Annotated in this window: 16 protein-coding genes; 5 read left to right on the top strand and 11 right to left on the bottom strand. The window is 57.0% G+C overall.

Features of this window, described 5'->3' with window-relative positions:
• Nucleotides 1–19: 19 nt before the first annotated feature.
• A complete protein-coding gene (gene pobA, locus ACR0J2_RS23395) occupies nt 20–1,189 on the bottom strand; it encodes a 4-hydroxybenzoate 3-monooxygenase (RefSeq protein WP_480814043.1) in 1,170 nt (389 codons plus the stop codon).
• 93 nt (nt 1,190–1,282) lie between these two features.
• On the opposite strand from pobA, the gene pcaQ reads away from it, so the two are divergent.
• Nucleotides 1,283–2,200, top strand: a complete 918-nt coding sequence (pcaQ, locus tag ACR0J2_RS23400) for a pca operon transcription factor PcaQ (protein WP_170617274.1) — start codon at nt 1,283–1,285, stop codon at nt 2,198–2,200.
• Nucleotides 2,201–2,249: 49 nt separating this feature from the next.
• Here pcaQ and ACR0J2_RS23405 read toward each other — a convergent pair whose 3' ends face one another.
• From ACR0J2_RS23405 to ACR0J2_RS23420, 4 genes are read right to left on the bottom strand one after another with little or no spacing between them, the layout of a single operon-like run.
• A complete protein-coding gene (locus tag ACR0J2_RS23405; RefSeq protein WP_170617276.1) occupies nt 2,250–2,594 on the bottom strand; it encodes an antibiotic biosynthesis monooxygenase family protein in 345 nt (114 codons plus the stop codon).
• Complete coding sequence (locus ACR0J2_RS23410) at nt 2,591–3,331, bottom strand: YggS family pyridoxal phosphate-dependent enzyme (RefSeq protein WP_480814044.1); 741 nt, start codon at nt 3,329–3,331, stop codon at nt 2,591–2,593. The genes ACR0J2_RS23405 and ACR0J2_RS23410 overlap by 4 nt, the downstream gene beginning before the upstream one ends.
• Entirely contained in the window at nt 3,328–4,512 is a 1,185-nt protein-coding gene (locus ACR0J2_RS23415; protein WP_480814045.1) for an MFS transporter, read from the bottom strand. The genes ACR0J2_RS23410 and ACR0J2_RS23415 overlap by 4 nt, the downstream gene beginning before the upstream one ends.
• The gene (locus tag ACR0J2_RS23420; RefSeq protein ID WP_480814046.1) at nt 4,509–5,255 is read right to left on the bottom strand and encodes a GNAT family N-acetyltransferase; all 747 of its coding nucleotides are present in this window, start codon (nt 5,253–5,255) and stop codon (nt 4,509–4,511) included. The genes ACR0J2_RS23415 and ACR0J2_RS23420 overlap by 4 nt, the downstream gene beginning before the upstream one ends.
• Before the next feature lie 94 nt (nt 5,256–5,349).
• Here ACR0J2_RS23420 and pdxR point away from each other — a divergent pair, with 94 nt between their 5' ends.
• Together pdxR and ACR0J2_RS23430 are read left to right on the top strand one after the other, a co-directional pair.
• Nucleotides 5,350–6,765: a MocR-like pyridoxine biosynthesis transcription factor PdxR gene (pdxR, locus tag ACR0J2_RS23425; RefSeq protein ID WP_480814047.1), complete on the top strand. Its 1,416-nt coding sequence runs from the start codon at nt 5,350–5,352 to the stop codon at nt 6,763–6,765.
• Between the two features lie 281 nt (nt 6,766–7,046).
• On the top strand, nt 7,047–8,588 hold the full coding sequence (locus ACR0J2_RS23430) for a phospholipase D family protein (RefSeq protein WP_480814048.1): 1,542 nt from the start codon (nt 7,047–7,049) through the stop codon (nt 8,586–8,588).
• Between the two features lie 295 nt (nt 8,589–8,883).
• On the opposite strand, the gene ACR0J2_RS23435 is transcribed toward ACR0J2_RS23430, so the two are convergent.
• Together ACR0J2_RS23435 and ACR0J2_RS23440 are read right to left on the bottom strand one after the other, a co-directional pair.
• The gene (locus tag ACR0J2_RS23435) at nt 8,884–9,834 is read right to left on the bottom strand and encodes a D-amino acid aminotransferase (RefSeq protein ID WP_480814049.1); all 951 of its coding nucleotides are present in this window, start codon (nt 9,832–9,834) and stop codon (nt 8,884–8,886) included.
• A 73-nt stretch (nt 9,835–9,907) separates the two neighbouring features.
• The gene (locus ACR0J2_RS23440; RefSeq protein ID WP_480814050.1) at nt 9,908–10,897 is read right to left on the bottom strand and encodes a TAXI family TRAP transporter solute-binding subunit; all 990 of its coding nucleotides are present in this window, start codon (nt 10,895–10,897) and stop codon (nt 9,908–9,910) included.
• 322 nt (nt 10,898–11,219) lie between these two features.
• Between ACR0J2_RS23440 and ACR0J2_RS23445 the strand changes: the two genes are divergently transcribed.
• Nucleotides 11,220–11,900 (top strand): GntR family transcriptional regulator, encoded by a 681-nt coding sequence (locus ACR0J2_RS23445; protein WP_170682509.1) that lies wholly within the window; start codon nt 11,220–11,222, stop codon nt 11,898–11,900.
• Nucleotides 11,901–12,127: 227 nt separating this feature from the next.
• On the opposite strand, the gene speB is transcribed toward ACR0J2_RS23445, so the two are convergent.
• The 4 genes from speB to ACR0J2_RS23465 form a co-directional block, all read right to left on the bottom strand.
• The gene (gene speB / locus ACR0J2_RS23450) at nt 12,128–13,093 is read right to left on the bottom strand and encodes an agmatinase (protein WP_170617292.1); all 966 of its coding nucleotides are present in this window, start codon (nt 13,091–13,093) and stop codon (nt 12,128–12,130) included.
• A gap of 22 nt (nt 13,094–13,115) precedes the next feature.
• Nucleotides 13,116–14,396 (bottom strand): TRAP transporter large permease, encoded by a 1,281-nt coding sequence (locus ACR0J2_RS23455; protein ID WP_480814051.1) that lies wholly within the window; start codon nt 14,394–14,396, stop codon nt 13,116–13,118.
• Complete coding sequence (locus ACR0J2_RS23460; protein WP_480814052.1) at nt 14,393–14,998, bottom strand: TRAP transporter small permease; 606 nt, start codon at nt 14,996–14,998, stop codon at nt 14,393–14,395. The genes ACR0J2_RS23455 and ACR0J2_RS23460 overlap by 4 nt, the downstream gene beginning before the upstream one ends.
• A gap of 68 nt (nt 14,999–15,066) precedes the next feature.
• Entirely contained in the window at nt 15,067–16,083 is a 1,017-nt protein-coding gene (locus ACR0J2_RS23465) for a TRAP transporter substrate-binding protein (RefSeq protein WP_480814053.1), read from the bottom strand.
• A gap of 135 nt (nt 16,084–16,218) precedes the next feature.
• Between ACR0J2_RS23465 and ACR0J2_RS23470 the strand changes: the two genes are divergently transcribed.
• Complete coding sequence (locus tag ACR0J2_RS23470) at nt 16,219–17,115, top strand: LysR family transcriptional regulator (RefSeq protein WP_480814054.1); 897 nt, start codon at nt 16,219–16,221, stop codon at nt 17,113–17,115.
• Nucleotides 17,116–17,375 lie beyond the last annotated feature (260 nt).

Raw genomic sequence — 17,375 nt, forward strand, 5'->3', positions numbered from 1 at the left:
ATCTCCTTGGCTATGCCCATCAATATGGCAAACCGACATAGTTTTCAGCCATCGCCTTTTGGGCCGCCGTGTTTGTCCGCAGAAAGTCGATCTCGGCCTGCTGCATCTTAAGGTCAAATTCGGACTGATCCGGAAACCGGTGCAGCAGCGATGAAAACCACCAGCTGAAGCGTTCAGCTTTCCAGATGCGGGCCAGCGCATTTTGCGAATAACTGTCGATTCCCCGCGTGCTGCCGTCTTCGTAGAACTCCCTAAGGGCGTTATACAGGTAGTGTACGTCTGAAGACGCGGTGTTCAGCCCCTTTGCTCCGGTCGGCGGCACGATATGTGCGGCATCACCGCAAAGAAACAGCCGCCCCCAGCGCATCGGTTCCGTCACGAACGAGCGTAACGGTGCAATCGACTTCTCGATCGACGGTCCCGTCACCAACGCTTCGGCGAATTCGCACGGGATACGACGCTTGAGCTCGGCCCAGAAAGACGCGTCAGACCAATCTTCGGGTTTGTCGGACAACGAACACTGAATGTAATAGCGACTAAGAGACTCGTTGCGCATGGAGCACAGCGCAAAACCACGGCTCGATGAAGAATAAATCAGTTCTTCGTGGACAGGTGGCGTCTCAGATAAAACGCCAAGCCAACCGAATGGATAGACTTTTTCGTATTCGCGGCGCACATCCAAAGGAATGGTCTGGCGACTGACGCCGTGGAACCCGTCGCAGCCAGCCACGAAATCGGTATCCACACGCTGCTCCTTACCGTCGACCGTGAACGTTACAAACGGCGTGTCTGTGTCGGCATCATGGATCGTGACATCTTCCACGTTGAAAACAATCCTGCCGCCTGCGGCCTCGCGGGCAGCGTATAAATCGCGCGTCACTTCCGTCTGGCCATAGATGACGACAGGCGTGTCGGTAAGTTCCCGAAAATCGACTCGAAAGCACTCGTCATCATAAGCGATCAGCGTGCCGTCATGTTCGAAACCTTCGACATGAAGGCGGTCGGCGACACCGGCCTCTTCCATCAGGCCGACAAATCCTTTTTCCAGTACACCTGCGCGGATGCGGCCGAGGACATATTCCTTGGTCTTTCTCTCCAAAACGATGCTGTCTATGCCGTGGACATGCAGAAGCTGCGACAAAAGCAAGCCTGACGGTCCGCCACCGATGACCACGACTTGTGTGCGCATCTGTCCCCTCCTCCAACTTCGACCAGATTGCACTACGGTTTCCGTTATGTAAAATGACGTTATGTCCCATTTAGTTTCCAAAAATGGAAAGTTATGATCGATCGCAGGCTTAAAGTCAGGCACATCGAAGCCTTCGTTGAAATCGTGCGGCGACAAAGCATGAAACTTGCGGCCGAGAACCTGAATCTCAGTCAGCCTGCAATCTCGAAAACCCTGAAAGAGCTGGAGGACATCACCGGCACCACCCTTCTGGAGCGCAACAGGGGTGGCATTACACTGACCGTGGCCGGGGACGTGTTCTTGCGACACGCAACAAGTGGAATGACAGCCTTGGACATGGCGATGAACAGCGTCGCCGCGATCCGCAAGGGAGATGCCGGTTCGATTTCCATTGGCGCCCTGCCCAGCGTTGCCGCCCGGTTACTGCCGCATGCGCTAGAGATCTTTTCCCAGCTTTCGCCCGACACCATTCCCCGGGTCGAGGACGGCCCCCATGGATATTTGATCGATCGCTTGCACGCGGGGCAGTTGGAGCTTGTCATCGGTCGGCTGGGAAAACCAACGACGATGAAGGATATCTCGTTCACTCAAATGTATATCGAACGCGTCGCAATCGTTTGTGCGCCCGATCACCCATTGGTCCATGCCCAGAACCTGAGCGAGTTGTCAGACTATCCCGTTATCTATCCACCGGATGACTCGGCGATCCGACCGCTGGTCGACCGGATGATGATCGCCAACGGTCTGAGCAGTTTTCCAAGAATGATCGAATCCGTCTCCGCAGCGTTCGGGCGGCAGGTTGCGCTTGCCGGCGGTGCCGTATGGATCATTTCAACGGGCGTGGTCGCCGCAGACATCCAAAGCGGACGGCTAAAGGCGCTACCGATCGATACAAGTCTGACTGCGGGGCCAATTGGCATAATGGCCCGGGCGGACAGTGAAATGTCCCCCTTGGCAAGTCTGTTCCGGCAAGCATCTGTTCGCGCTGTGAGCAATCTGAACCTTGCTTAGTCATCAGGCAATTCCAGATGCGGATCGACGGCAGCGAGGCACCCAACCTTCAACTGTGCGTTTCCCGGCTGTCCTTCGGGGCCTGTTCCCGGTCGTTCATTCCGTAGTCCCGGATCACACCGGCAACGCGCAGGCGATAACCTTCGAAAATTCCGTCTCGGCCCATGGCCTGTCCGGCCCGGTGACGCGGCAGATTGCGCCAAGCTTCAACAGCCTTCTCATCCCTAAAGAATGAAAGCGACAGCAGTTTTCCGGGATTGGTCAGGCTTTGAAAGCGTTCGACGGATATGAACCCATCCACCTGCTCCAGCAGCGGCTTCAGGTCTGCGGCAACGTCCAGATAGTCCTGTTTTCGCCCGTCGGCGATTTCAACCTCGAAGATGACTGCAATCATGCCAGATACTCCCATTCTTTTTCGGGCCAAAAGGTTCCCGGCGGCAGGTTTCGTTTTCCGAAAACGTCAGTCCCGATGCGAAGCATGGTTGATCCTTCCTGAATAGCAATCTCAAGATCCGTGCTCATGCCCATCGACAGGTGGCGCAGGTCCACGTCGTCTATATCTTCGGATGTGATCTTGTCCCGCAACAGGCGCAAGTCGCGCAGACTATCGCGGGACAGAACCGGGTGCGGGGCCAGCAAACCAACCGTCATCAAGCCCCGCACCCGCAGGTTGGGCAGTGCAGCCACGGCACGGGCGAATGATATGGCGTCGGCTGGATCCATGCCGAACTTGCTGGCCTCGCCCGATGTGTTGAATTGCAGGAAAACATCTAACTCCCGTTCTCGAACCTCGCACAGGCGATTCAGCTTTTCGGCGATCGACAGCCGGTCGACGGATTGCACGCAAGTGACATGTTCCAATGCCTTACCCGCCTTGTTCGATTGCAGGTGCCCTATCAGATGCCGTTCTATCCTGTGCCCGGCCAGAGCCGGTGATTTCTCGACAAGTTCCTGCACGCGGTTCTCGCCGGTCAGGAAGGAGCCGTGCGCCATGGCTTCAAGGATCCGTGCTGCCGGTTGCGTCTTGGTCGCCAGCAGCAGCGTCACCTCCGAAGGGTTTCGGTTGCAGGCGATACAAGCGCGGGTGATCCGGGCTTGCACCGCCGCAAGGTTCTTGGCAATCCGGGTCATGTGCTGACCGGAACAGCCTTGCGTTGCTGCGCGCCGCGTAATGCCGCCATGGTTGCCTCGATCCCGGCCAGGGCGGCCACCAGGATCAGAAGTGCAAAGCTGGCTAATTCGACGATCATCCATCCCGCCACCAGCGGGAAGCCGAAGATGCCAATGAAGTAGGAAAGAGCGAAGAACTGAAGTGTCTGGGGCAAAAGGTCCTGGTCGGCATCATTGGCTGCCATCGCTGCCAGGATCGGATAGCTTACCCCGTAACCGATGCCGAACAGGAAGGCGACGACCAGATACATCTGGACATTGCCGCCGATCCCCATGAACAGCACAACGGACCCGAACATCACGTATTGCAGGGTGGCGATCGTCATGTAGGGATTGCGCCCGCCTTTGAACCGCGCCAGCACCACCCGGAACAGCACGACAGTGACCGTGTAGATCAGGAAATAATCGGCGTAATCCAGTCCACGCTCATTCGCAAAGACGGTCTGAAAGTTGTTCATCCCGGCAAAGACCGACGCGCCAAGGCAGACCATGATCACCGGCAGTCGCGCACGCGAGCGCATGATAGCGGCGACGCCGGCCAGCGAGAGGGAGGAGCGCAGCTCGGGGCCGGAGCCCTCGGAATGAGCGCGAACAGGCTTGATGAGGGCAAAGAAGATAGCGCCGGCCAGTGCGCACAGTGCGGCCGTGACAAAGAATGCGGTGTTCACCGTCATGCCGGCTTTTTCCATCATCGACGCCATGACCGGCGACAGGCCGAACCCGGCCATCAAGGCGACCGACAGAATGGCAAAATAACGAACCCGTTCAGCGGTCGTGACCAAGCGGGTCAGAACGATGGGCGACAGCGCGTAGGTCAGTCCCCAGCCAAAGCCGATCGCGATGCTGGCAAAGATCAGAAGCGCCCCGACACCTTCGGCGAGGCCATAGGCGGTCAGCGCGGCCGCGATGGACAAACAGGCCACACCAAGCGTGCGCAGGCGCCCGAACCTGTCTGAAAGATGACCGGCATAATAGACAGTGATCAGCGTGGCGATGGTGGTGACGAACAACATTACGCCCACCACTTTCTCATTGGCCCCAAAGGTTTCGAACAGGCGCGGCAACATGAACGTGAGGCCATAGGCACCCGCCTGAAGGAAACTGGCGGTGTAAAACAGGGCGAACATGGTCAGTCGGTTCATGCGACGTCCTCCGTTTTGTAGAATTTGGAGCGTTCCAGCGCGATCAGGTCCGAGAGCTTCTGGTGCTGTCGGCCACCTTCATCGAAGTTTTCCGGTGCAAGCCACGTCTGGAAACCACGCTGGACAGGTTCCCATTCCCGATCCAAAAGCGCATACCAAGCGGTGTCACGGTTGCGGCCCTTGTAAGTGGCTGCCTGTTGGAACACGCCTTCGAACCGAAAACCGAAACGCTCTGCCGCTGCCCGAGAGGGTGTGTTCAACGCGTCGCATTTCCATTCCAGGCGGCGATAGCCCAGTTCGGTCATGGCGCGCTGCATCATCAGGTAAATCGCCTCGGTCGCAACCCTTGTGCGTTGCAAGCCGGGTGCGAAAGTGATGCCGCCGATCTCGATCACGCCATGTTCGGGCTGGATGCGCATAAAGCTGGCAATCCCCGACGCCTTGCCGGTTTCCTGATCGATCACAGCAAAATAGGGTTGCGCGTCAACGCCGCTGGCGCCTTCGGTCCAGGCCCTGAGACTCGAAGCCGTGTTGAACGGTCCAATGAAGTTGTCGGTCCAGATTTTTCCCGAACGATCCTGGCTGAACGCCTCGAACAGTTCTTTTGTGTGCGTCAACGGATCCAGAGAGATCAAGCGCGCATAGCGCCCGGCCATTCCCTTGTGTCCGGGGTGCTCGGCGCCTGCCCAGTTGGGCAAGGCCATGCCGATCAGCTGGCCGTGTTCATTTCTACGCACTGTCATGGCGGCGTCCTCAAGGTGTTTTTGGTCGGGAATCGATTGTCATGATTTTGGATGTTCATTAATGTCCAAAATTGACAAAAATGAGCATACCAATATGAAGCAAACACCCTGGCTTGCCTTTTCCATCGACCGGTCCGCAAAGACACCGGTCTTCGAGCAGATCTGTGCTGCTATCCGAGACCGCGCCATTTCCGGCGATCTGGCCGAGGGTACAAAACTGCCGCCAACCCGCGTGTTTGCCACTGAACTTGGTGTGTCGCGTTCGACCATCGTGACAGCCTATGAACAACTGGTTGCCGAAGGCTACCTGAGCAGCCTGCAAGGGTCGGGCTACACCATTTGTGCCTTGGGTGAAGTTGAGTTGACGAAACAGGGAAGCCGCACAGGGACCCGATCCGCCGATAAACAGATCAAAACTCCGATCCCTTTCGAGGCCAGCTATCCGGACATGCGATTGTTCCCGCACCGGCAGTGGGCCAAGGCGGTTGCCCGCGTCTGCCGAACAAATCCCGAGGCCATGCTGGTCGGGAGTTCCGGTTTTGGAAACAGCGATCTGCGCGAAGCCATCGCCGCACATGTATCAGAGTGGCGTGGGATCGATGCCTCGCCGCATCAGATCATCGTGACCGCCGGCTCAATCGATGCAATCGAGATTTGTTTGCGCAGTCTGGTTGGCCAAGGCGAGATCGTCGGCCTGGAAAACCCCGGCTATCTGCCCGTTCGCCAGCTTGCCGACGCCCAGGGGCTTGCGCCAACCTATCTGGACGTGGATGAAAGTGGTGCCCGTTTGCCCGAACAGCGCACCGTGCCAAAGCTTGCCGTGTTGACGCCGTCTCATCAATACCCGCTTGGTGGGGCCATGTCGCCAAGCCGTCGGCTGGACTTCCTGGCATGGGCGCAAAGAAATGACGCGTGGATTATCGAAGACGACTACGACAGTGAATTCCGGTATGCGGGCCGTCCGATCCCTGCCATGGCGGGATTTGATAGTCTGAACCGAGCAATCTATGTCGGCAGTTTCTCCAAGGTATTCTCTAATTCACTGCGGTTGGGATATGTCATCGTTCCCGAGGTCCTGATTGACCGTTTCCGAACAACGTTGAGGCGTTTCGGGCTGAAAGCAAGCTATATGCCCCAACAGGCGCTGGCCGAGTTCATGAAGTCAGGGGAATTTTACCGACACTTGCGCCGGGTGCGTCGGATATACGATGACCGGCGGAAATATCTTCTGGAACGGCTCAGGCACGATTTCTCGGATTATGGGCACTTCATCAACCACCAGGCGGGTATGCAGGTCGTGTTGCACCTCGCCGATGGCTTCGAAGATACCGAAATTTCCATGCGCGCATCAGAGATGGGCGTCACAGCGCAGCCGCTATCACGGTTCTCAGTCAAAGGTTCGGCCCACAATGGCCTGATCCTTGGCTTTTGCGGGTATTCCGAGGAAGAAATGGATTCGGCATTGGCCGCGTTAAAAACCTGTATCATGAGGCGCAAAGCCCGCCAGTGACCGTCCGTTCGCCCTGCAAAGCCTCAAGTGCGACCCGCGCCGTAATACGAGTGAATGATCCTGTTCCTTCGATGCGCTGATCCTCACTTCTTAGATCAGCAGACAGAGATCCGTACCCTTCCTCAGAGTCCGGAACTCCGCGCGATGGTCTGCTTCCGCCCAAAGGCTGTCACAGCATGTCGCTAAACCACTTGCTTCGATCTATTCTCTTGAAAATCCAAGTTCCAATAGGTCAATCTCGGCAACAAGGCCAATCCGGCGCACACAACAAGGGACCCTGAATGCGGCTGATCAGGATTTGTTTGATTGCAGTGGTGGTGATCGCAATCGCCGTAGTCGGGTTAAGACTGGCATTTCCGCTTCCTGAAGAGAACTTCTCTGAGCGAACGCTGAAGCAAGATGCGGACTGGACCGGACCCCTGGGGGAGACGATCAAAAACGCTCTCGAGCGGAATCCCGGGCGGGACGGAATTCGGCCTTTGGGCAATGGGCGCGTGGCTTTCGCGGCCCGGGCCATCCTCGCGAGAGAGGCGGTTTCCTCAATCGATGCTCAGTACTACATCTGGCAAGATGACGTCACGGGCCTGATGCTGCTGGACGAGCTTAGGTCGGCGGCCGAGCGCGGCGTGCGTGTCAGACTGCTGGTCGACGATAACGGCATATCCGGAATGGACAGTTATCTTGCCGAACTCGATGCCCTGCCGACCGCAAATGTGCGTATTTTCAATCCGTTCACGCTGAGAAACCCCAAACTCCTGTCATATGCTTTTAACTTCGGCCGCCTGAATCGACGCATGCACAACAAATCAATGACAGTGGACGGTGTGGCAACGATTGTCGGGGGCCGCAATGTCGGCGACATATACTTCGATTACGGCGCTGGAACCCACTACCTGGACGTGGACGCGATAGCCATTGGTCCGATCGTGGACGAGGTTTCGCAATCCTTCGACTCATACTGGAACAGCGGTTCATCCTACGACGCCGACCTCTTTCTGGGACCTCCGGCGGAACAAAGCCTTCAATCCACGGCGGACGCTGCGCGACAGACTGCTGTTGGCGCGGGCTATCAAAAGGCAATCCAGGAAAATGCGCTGACCGACCAAATAGCCGCACATGATCTGAAGTTCGAATGGAGCGAAATCACCCTTTTTGCTGACGACCCGGCAAAAGGCCTTGGCGAAGTCAAAGGCGAAGACCTGATCGTGGAACGGCTGATCGAATTCGCGCAAGGCTCTGAAACCTCGCTGGACCTTGTTTCGGCGTATTTTATTCCCGGTGAAAGAGGGGCTGACATTCTGGAAGGGTTGGCGAAGTCCGGCGTTAAGGTCCGCGTTCTGACCAACTCGCTGGACGCCACGGACGTCATGCCGGTTCACGCGGCCTATATGCGATACAGGGACGGCCTGCTGAACAGCGGTGTCGAGTTGCTGGAACTTCGGGCGTTACGGCAGGAACATCGCGACCGAAGCCTGCCCGAGATACTGGCCGGTTCAGCCTCGGGATTACACGCGAAGGTCTTTGGGTCCGATGGAAAGCGGGTGTTTATCGGTTCCTATAACCTTGACCCCAGATCTGCGCGTCTCAATACCGAAATGGGATTGCTGGTCGAAAGCCCCGCGGTTGCGGCATCGCTTGCCGATCAACTGAACAGGCCCGAATTCGCGTACCGTGTTGAACTGGCCGACAACGGTGAGGTGATCTGGCTGCAAGAAGAAAATGACGGGACAGTCACCGTTCACACGACGGAACCGGAAACCAGCAGCTTCCAGCGTGCGCTGACGGCGGTCGTAAGGTGGCTGCCGGTCGAATGGATGCTCTAGTCACCCCACCGAGAGCAATTTGGCAATATATGGTCGTCTAAGCGCTCGAAAATCAGACTGAGAGTTCTGATCCCAAAGGCATGTTCGACGCCGCTCTGGTCAAAGACGCGGATAACGCCAAGTTGCTGTTGGAAGAACATGCCTGCCTCACACTCTGGAGGCCATGTGGGCGGACAATGTCCGCCGTGATTTTGCAGGTTCCCCTTCCTCAACATTACTCATTTTGGAAGGCGGTGCGCACTTTGCAGACCGAAGAAAGCAACAGACTGGCCAGTTCGCACTCAATGCTCTCCGCTTAGTCGGGGCAACCGCTTTGATGGCGAACATTTCGCTGCACAAGCTGCTTGTAGAGCTCTCGTATGCGACGGGTCATTGGACCGGCACCTTCATGTTCACCGATCTTCTTCCCGTCAATTGACGCGACGGGTGTCTGGGCGCCGAAAGTACCTGTCAGGAATGCCTCGTCGGCACCATAGGCTTCGTAGAGCGAGTAGTTCTTTTCGAACACCGGAATATCGTTGGCACGGCACAGGTCGATGACCTTTTGGCGCGTCACCCCATTCATGCAGTAGTCTCCGGTGGATGTCCAAACCTCGCCACGGCGCACAATGAAAAAGTTGCATGCATTCGTGGTGTTCACAAAGCCATGAGGGTCCAGCATCAGGGCTTCGTCGGCACCCGCCTGCTCGGCCTGCAGACATGCTATGACGCAGTTCAGCTTCGAGTGGCTGTTATACTTGGCGTCCTGGCTCATCGGCAGGCCACGCACCTGAGGCACGGTGGCCAGCCGGATGCCCTGGCTCATCAGGCTGGCCACCGGTTTCGAGTGCTCAACGATTGCAACTACCGTTGGCCCGGACCGTGACAACCCGGGATGCTGAAACGGCTTGTCCTTTGGACCACGGGTCACCATGAACCGGCAATGCGCGTCCGTTTTCATACCGTTGGCCTTGGCGGTGTCGTTCAGCGCTTGAAGAACCTCGGCCTTGGTCATGCCAACATCAATTGAGACGGCCTTGCAGCTGTTAAAAAACCGATCCATGTGTTCGTCAAAAAACGCCCATACACCGTCATAAAGCCGTAGACCCTCCCACATTCCATCACCCAGCATGAAGCCGGAATCGTAGACGGACACCATGGCTTCGCTGCGCGGTACGATCCTGCCGTTGAGAAAGATCTTGATGTCCCGATTGCGCAGGTCTTCCTGCGCGTCATGGGTGGAATGGCTCAGGGATTGCTCGCTCATATCTTCGCTCGTAGCTGGACGCTGGGTCTAGGTGGTGCAGAGGCGGCGATGGCCGCCGCCCCGGTAAAGGTGGTTAGTTTAACAACCCGACTTCGCGGAAATAGCGCTCTGCACCGGGGTGCATCGGAGCGGACAGTCCGTTTACGACCATCTCCTCTTTCTTGAGGTTGGCAAAGGCCGGGTGAAACGACTTGAAGGCATCAAAGTTGTCAAAGACCGCCTTGACCATCACGTAGACGGTTTCTTCCGGCACGTCCGAGGATGTCACGAAGGTGGACGGAAGACCGAAGGACGGAACGTCTCCATCTACGCCGCGGTACAGACCACCCGGAATGGTGACGTTACCGTAATAGGGTTTGCTCTCGACCAGAGCCTGCACGGCATCGCCTTCAACCGGAATGATATTGATGTCGCAGGTTGTGGCGGCTTCCAGAACGTTGGCTACCGGGTTCCCAGCGACCATCAGAAACGCCTCGATTGTATTGTCGCACAGCGCTGCGGATTGTTCTGCGGACTTCAATTCGGTGACCAGCCCGAAGTGATCCATGTCCCAACCCAACGCGTCTACCAGAACCTCTGCCGTCCCTCGCGTACCAGAGCCGGGATTGCCCAGGTTGATGGTCCTACCGCCAAGATCGTCCAGCGACTCGATCCCCGTATCCTTGCGCGCGGCGATGATGACCGTATCCGGATGCAGAGAAAACAGGCTGCGAAGCTCAGAATCCGGACCATCTTCTTCGAATAAGCTGGTTCCGTTCAGGGCGTGGAACTGCCAGTCCGATTGCACAATGCCCATCTCCAGTTCACCTTCACGCATCGTGCGCAGATTGTAGACCGAACCGCCGGTGCTCTCGACCGAACAGCGAATGCCGTGCTCTTTCCGTCCCTGATTGACCAGCCGGCAGATACCGCCGCCAACGGCGTAATAGATGCCGGTAACACCGCCCGTGCCGATGGTCAGGAACTCTTCGGCTTTTGCCGGAGCGCCCGACAGCAGCGCAGCGGCGCCAATCACCGCGAGCCCCGAGTTCATTTTCCGTTTGAGAACGCCGGTCGACAACATGAATTTCTCCCTTTTCACCTGTTGCGTCATCCCGGTTCCGGACCGGATGAACTGTTCTTGCCGATGGGGTGGGCAATCGCAGCCAGGTTTCGCGCTTTTCGAATCCCCACCCGGCACGACACTACAGCAGGATTTTCATATTGTCGACAATATGTATAATTGTCGACAATACTGAATATTCGAACTAACTTAAGTTTCCAAACAACGCAGCCAGCCGTCGAACCGGAATAGAAAGTTCAGCTTCGGTCATTTTTCTGGCTATCCTGGCTTAAAGAAGTAATCTCGGCTTCCGCCCATCGGGTGTTCCACCAACGGGATCGAAATGACACGGCAAGCATCCTCACCAGAGAAATCCGGCGACACGCTGAAAGACAGAACACTGGAGCGCCTCCAGAAACTGATCCTGACCGGCAATCTGGATCCGGGTGCAAAGCTGCTGGAAACACAAGTTGCCGCCCAATTGGACGTAAGCCGCGCAACGCTTCGCGAGGCCATGGTTCAATTGAGTGAGATCGGGCTTCTGGTCTATCTGCCTTTCCGCGGAACCTTCCTGCGTACACTGGATCCGGTTGATCTGGATGAAATCTATTCGTTTCGCACCGGGCTCGAGAAGATGGCCTTCCAGTTCTGCTGGGACAAGCGCGATCTGATCAGCCTCGCCGACCTGCAGATGCGAAACAACAAGCTATGCGATTGCATCTCGAACAATGATCCATACGGCGCGATCATGGCCGAAATGCATCTTCATTCCTGGTGCTACGAGCTGTCGGGGCATACCCTGCTGTTGCAAAGCTGGGAACGTCTGAAACCCAACCTGCAGTTCTACTTTGCCATGCATCAAAAGGCGCACGGGCGTGGCGGCCCGCTGCATGAGTCCCACGACAAGTACATTCAGCTTGCCAATGGGAACAGCCTGGATGACATGCTGGACCACCTTGAAGACCACATGCGACAAGGCCTGGAAAATACGATGAAGTTTCTTGATGAACGAAACGTTTCGTAAGTCAGGTCATAGCTTTTCCGGACGTTGAACAAACACTGCACACACTTTGGGGTCGCACATCTTGAGATTCGCTCCACTTCCCGAACCGATCGTCCGAGGATGCAAAGGAGCCTTGGTTCAAGCCTCGCAACCGTCAATGCATTATGGGAACGGTCCAAACCGGCACGCGACGTTTGTTGTCAGCGTGCCGGCATGTCACGGCATCAGAGAACGCCATGGGAGGGAGCTTATTTCCTGTTGTGGAAAATGAACCCGATAAAGTTCAGCAACAATTGGGCCGCCAGGATTTGTGTGCTTTCCGAGGGGTCATAAGCAGGCGCGACCTCGACCAGATCGATGCCGACCACGTCGCCGCGTTTGCTGAGGCCCTGCAGGATTTCCAGCACGTCATAGTACTGAAACCCGCCATGGCTGGGTGTTCCTGTACCCGGCGCAATCGACGGACAGAAAGCGTCGATATCGATCGTGACATAGTACCGGCTGCCTTCCGGGATGCGATCCAGAACGCCTTCGACGCCCAGCTTGCGAACCTGCCGCACTGATAGGATGTCCGATCCGCGCGCCCGCGCATCGTCATAACCTTCTTTCGCGGTCGAGGACACGTTACGGATGCCCAGTTGGGTCATGCCCGAGACATAGTCCTTTTCGATGGCGCGGCGCATCGGGTTGCCATGGCCAACGGTGACACCGTGCCGTTCGTCGACGAAATCCAGATGCGCATCGATCTGGATCACGTGGATCGGTCCGTTTTTGGCGCAGTCGTCCTTATATGCATTGATGCAGGGAATATTGACCGAATGGTCGCCGCCGATGGTGACAGGGATCGCGCCGGCATCGAGGATTTTCCTGACGCCGTATTCGATGTTGGCGTGGCTCTCCTCGGTCTTGGTGTGGATGATGTCGGCGTCCCCCAGATCGACGATGCGAACGTCGCTGCCCAGATAGGTGGCGTCATCCTCGTGATCATAAGCTCCCGCGTGACCAAAGCTGAACAGGGTCGATGCCTCGCGCACCGAGCGTGGCCCGAACCGTGCGCCCGAGCGGAACTGACAGCCGAAATCGAATGGCGCGCCAAGGATCGCCACATCCGCGTCAATCTCGTCCCAGTTCTCGACATAAGGCTTCTTGCCAAAGGTCGAGATGCCGACAAAAGGCAGATTCAGACGACCAGCTTCATAACCATGTCCCGACATGATTTTCTCCGTTTCTTATGGTTTAGCGATAGGCCAGTTCCGGCAGGAACAGGGCGATTTGAGGGAAGGTTATCAGCAAGCCCGTCACGATCAAAAGGATGATCAGAAACGGGGGTACTCCGCGTACCACCTCAACAAAGGGGCGGCGGAAGACCGCGATGGCAGTGAACAGGTTGCAGCCGAAGGGTGGCGTGGCCGCGCCGATGGCAACCTGAAGCGTGATCAGAACACCGACCAATACCGGGTCGAGGCCGCTGGATTTGATCATCGGCGCAAATATCGGAACCAGAATCAGGATCACCACGATCGAGTCCACGAACATGCAGCCGACAAAGAAGGCCACGTTGATTGCCAGCAACACCATCAGCGGGCTGGCACTTTCCAGACCCAATGCGGCGATGATCGTCTGTGGCACCTGGGCAAAACTCAGCGTCCAGCTGAATGCCGCGCCTGCCGCAATCAGGATGAAAACGACCGAAGTGATGGCACCGGTGGACAACGCAATATCGAACAGATCACCCACCTTGATCGAGCGGAAGATCACAACCTCCAGCACGACCGCATAGAGAACGCAGATCGCAGCAGCTTCGGTCGGAGAGAAGACACCGCCATAAATACCGCCCACGATGATCGCTGGGAAACCCATCGGCCATAGCGCTTTGCGCAGGGCGGTAAAACGCTGCGCCCAGCCCTCGCGCGGCAGCACGGGGATGTCATGGCGATAGGCGTAGACCATGCAATAGGCCGAGAACAGCGCCACGATCAGCAGACCCGGCAGGATACCGGCGATGAACAGTTGCGAGATCGAAGTGCCCGACACGACGCCATAAATGATCATGCCGATCGACGGCGGGATCAGATAGGCAAGGTCGGCGGCGTTCACGATCAGACCGATCGAGAAACTGTCGCTGTAGCCCGATTTCAGCATCCGGGGGCGCATCGCCCCGCCGATGGCCACCACGGTCGCCTGGGTCGAGCCGCAAACCGCGCCGAACAGTGCGCAGGCCGAGGTGACGGAGATCGCCAATCCGCCCTTGATATGGCCCATGAAGCTCATGACAAGGTCGATCAGCCGGTTGGCAGAGTGACCACGTGTGATGATGTCAGCGGCCAGAATGAACATCGGCACCGCTATCAGCGCAGCCGGTTTCACACCCCCGATCATCTGTTGGATCAGGATCTGCATGTTCATGTCCGGGAAGTAGACAAGGAACCCCAGCACCGCCGCCGAGATCAGCGGCATTTTCATCGGGAAGCCTGCCAGCAGCAGGACGATCATGACGACCAGCATCAACTCGGTCATTTGCCTGCCTCCTTGGAATCTTCGAATTTCTTGATGGCCGCCGCAGTCTCGGGATCTTCGTAGCTGTCGACCTCTAGGTACGAGACGTAGACCTCTTCCTCGGCGAAATTCAGGTTGCGGATCGCGGTCAGCAGGTATTGGAACGAGGCCAGCGCAAGTCCGATCACCACCCAGACATAAGTCAGGTACAGCGGCAGCTGCAGCGCCGGAGTTATCCGCCCGCGCGAGGCGACTTTCTGAACATATTCAAGCGCGTACCAGGCCAGTACCGCCGTGACGACTGCGGTGGTGGCGGCAATCACCACCATCAGACCCTTGCGCAGTTTGATCGGCAGCGCGTCATAGATCGCCGACATGCGGATGTGGATACCCTTGCGGGTGGCATAGCCCAGCCCCATGAAGGTGACGATGACGATCAGGAACTCGTTCAGTTCTTCAGAGAAATAGATGGACTGGTTGAACACATAGCGACCAAAAACATTGGCGATTGTGTTCACGGCCATCAGGATGATCCCCCAGCCCAGGATGCAGACTTCGATCCGTCCGATGACGGCGTCGATCTTTCCCAAAAAGCCGAAGGGAGTGGCGGTGCCGCTTTGCATGGTGTCCTCCCTTTGAAAGCCCTCACGCGCAGGGCGCGTGAGGAAGTTTTGTGTGAGTGGTGGGGAGATCAGTTACCCGCAAGCTCCGCCTGCAGTGCGTCAAGCAACTCCTGACCGCGGGAACCGACGGTATCGACATAGGCCGCCGAAGTGTCGGTGCTGCGTGCACGGAAAACGTCACGCTCTTCTTCGGTCAGAACAACCAGACCGATGTCGGGCTTGGCTTCCTTGATGATGTCCAGACGCTGCTGGTTAAAGTCGGCAACGACACCGTCGATGAAACCGGTCATGTCCGCCATGGTGTCCCGCACCAGTTGCTGGCGGTCCGGGCTTAGGGTTTCAAACCAGTCCGAGCCGGCCACGACAGTGGTGACAAGCTCCTGCTCGCCAGCCCAGATCAGGTGGCTGGTGACTTCATAGAACTTCATCTCTTCGATGGTCGGGATCGGGTTAACCTGACCATCAACAGCACCCAGTTGCAGCGCCCCGAACACTTCGCCAAACGGCAGCGGCGTCGGGCTTGCACCCATGTTCTTGTAGGTTTCCAACAGGATCGGCGACACCATCACGCGCATCTTGAAGTTGTCGAAATCTTCAGGCGTGCGGATCTCGCGGTTGGTGGTCCAGACCTGCGGGCCTTCGGAATACATCGTCAGAACTTCCAGACCGCGCTGGCGGAAGTCATCATTCATCGGGCCGTATATGGTTTCCGAACTGCTCAGGATGTTCGAGATTGCAGCCGGGTCGGACGGCAGCAGGTAGGGCAGCAGGAACACCTGGCTTTCCGGCACAACAGTGCCCAGGTTGCCGATCGAGACATTGGTGAATTGGATGATGCCATCGGCGGCCTGCTCGACTGTTTCTGTCGGCGTGCCCAGCGTTCCCATCGGATAGACGGTCACGGTCACGTCACCATTCGTCGCTGCTTCGATGCGGGATTTGAACTCCTGCGCATAGGCATCCATGATCGAGCCCGGAATTTCCTCGATGGCGAATTTCCAGTCTTCCGCCAGCACACCAATGGGCGCCAGCCCAAGCAGCGCGGCGGCCGCAGTCGTTCTTAGGGTACTAAGAGTAAAAGCCACGCGAATATCCTCCCGTTTCGCTTAGTCAGTTGCTTCTGAGGGAGATCACATCACGGTTCCTTTCATTAAAAAATATCATACTGTAAATGTTGACATAAGGATTCTTCATGCAATGACCGCGGTGAGGGCTGATCGTTGAAACTGCTGAGAAATACACTACTGGAGACATTCGTTGCCGTGGTCGATTGCGGTGGATTCACCGATGCCCAATATGCGCTGGGTATCACCCAATCAGCCATCAGCATCAGAATCCGCGATCTGGAAGCAGCGCTTGGTTACCGGGTCTGCGAACGGGGGCGCGGCGGTTTCTGGCTGACCGAACGCGGCGAGATTGCGTACAAAAAGGCCAAAGACATCTTGCGGAGCGCGCGTGATTTTGATGCCGAACTGCTGGGGCTTCGAAACACGATAGCTGGCGATTTGAGGATCGGCGTCGTGGACGCTGTCAACTCGTTGGCCGAGCTGAACCTGGCAGAAGCCCTCAAGCGTTTTCTGGATCGGCCAAACGAGGTGCAGTTGGAAGTCGTCGTTGCCTCACCAACAGAATTGACGCAACGGCTGCTGACCGGGGAACTGCACGTGGCAATTGCGCCCTTTCGCAATCAGGTTGCCGAACTGACCTACAACGAACTGTGTCAGGAAGAACATCGGCTCTACTGCGGCCGCGACCATCCGTTGTTCGGCCTTCCCGACAACAAGATCGATCTCGACGTTATCTCACAACATCAGATTTGCCAGAGGTCCTACGGCATGCTGGTATCGCCAGAACTGCAATCCCAGGATTCCAAGGCGGTCGTGGCGAATATGGAGGCGATGGCGACATTGATTGAAACCGGCCATTTTCTGGGGCCGCTGCCTGTTCACTTTGTGGAAGGCCTTGGGCAAAACGGCCGTCTGAGAGAACTTGCGCCTGAAAGACTGCACTGGACCTCGACATTCTACCTCGCAACGCGATCTTCCAGCCTGCACAGACAGGCAGTTGAACTTTTTGTGGCGGACGTGCTCCGGTCATGCGAGGCGGTTGAAACCTAAATGCACTGGCCGTGTAGCTAGTATTTGGGCTCACCTGCCCCAATAAATGCCGGCACCTGCCGGCTCCAGGACAACGCCTGAGACGTTGAATTTTCAGGCAGGTTGCACCCGGCATATCCCGGCTACATTGCGAAATTCGCCTGAATGAACTAGTGACGCGCCATCTGTGGACATGGTGGATAGCTTAATGAAGATTCTGATCACGGGGGGCGCGGGTTTTATCGGGTCGCGGCTGAGCGCTGAACTTGTTCAGCAAGGGC

The organism is Ruegeria sp. CG4 (assembly GCF_056537185.1).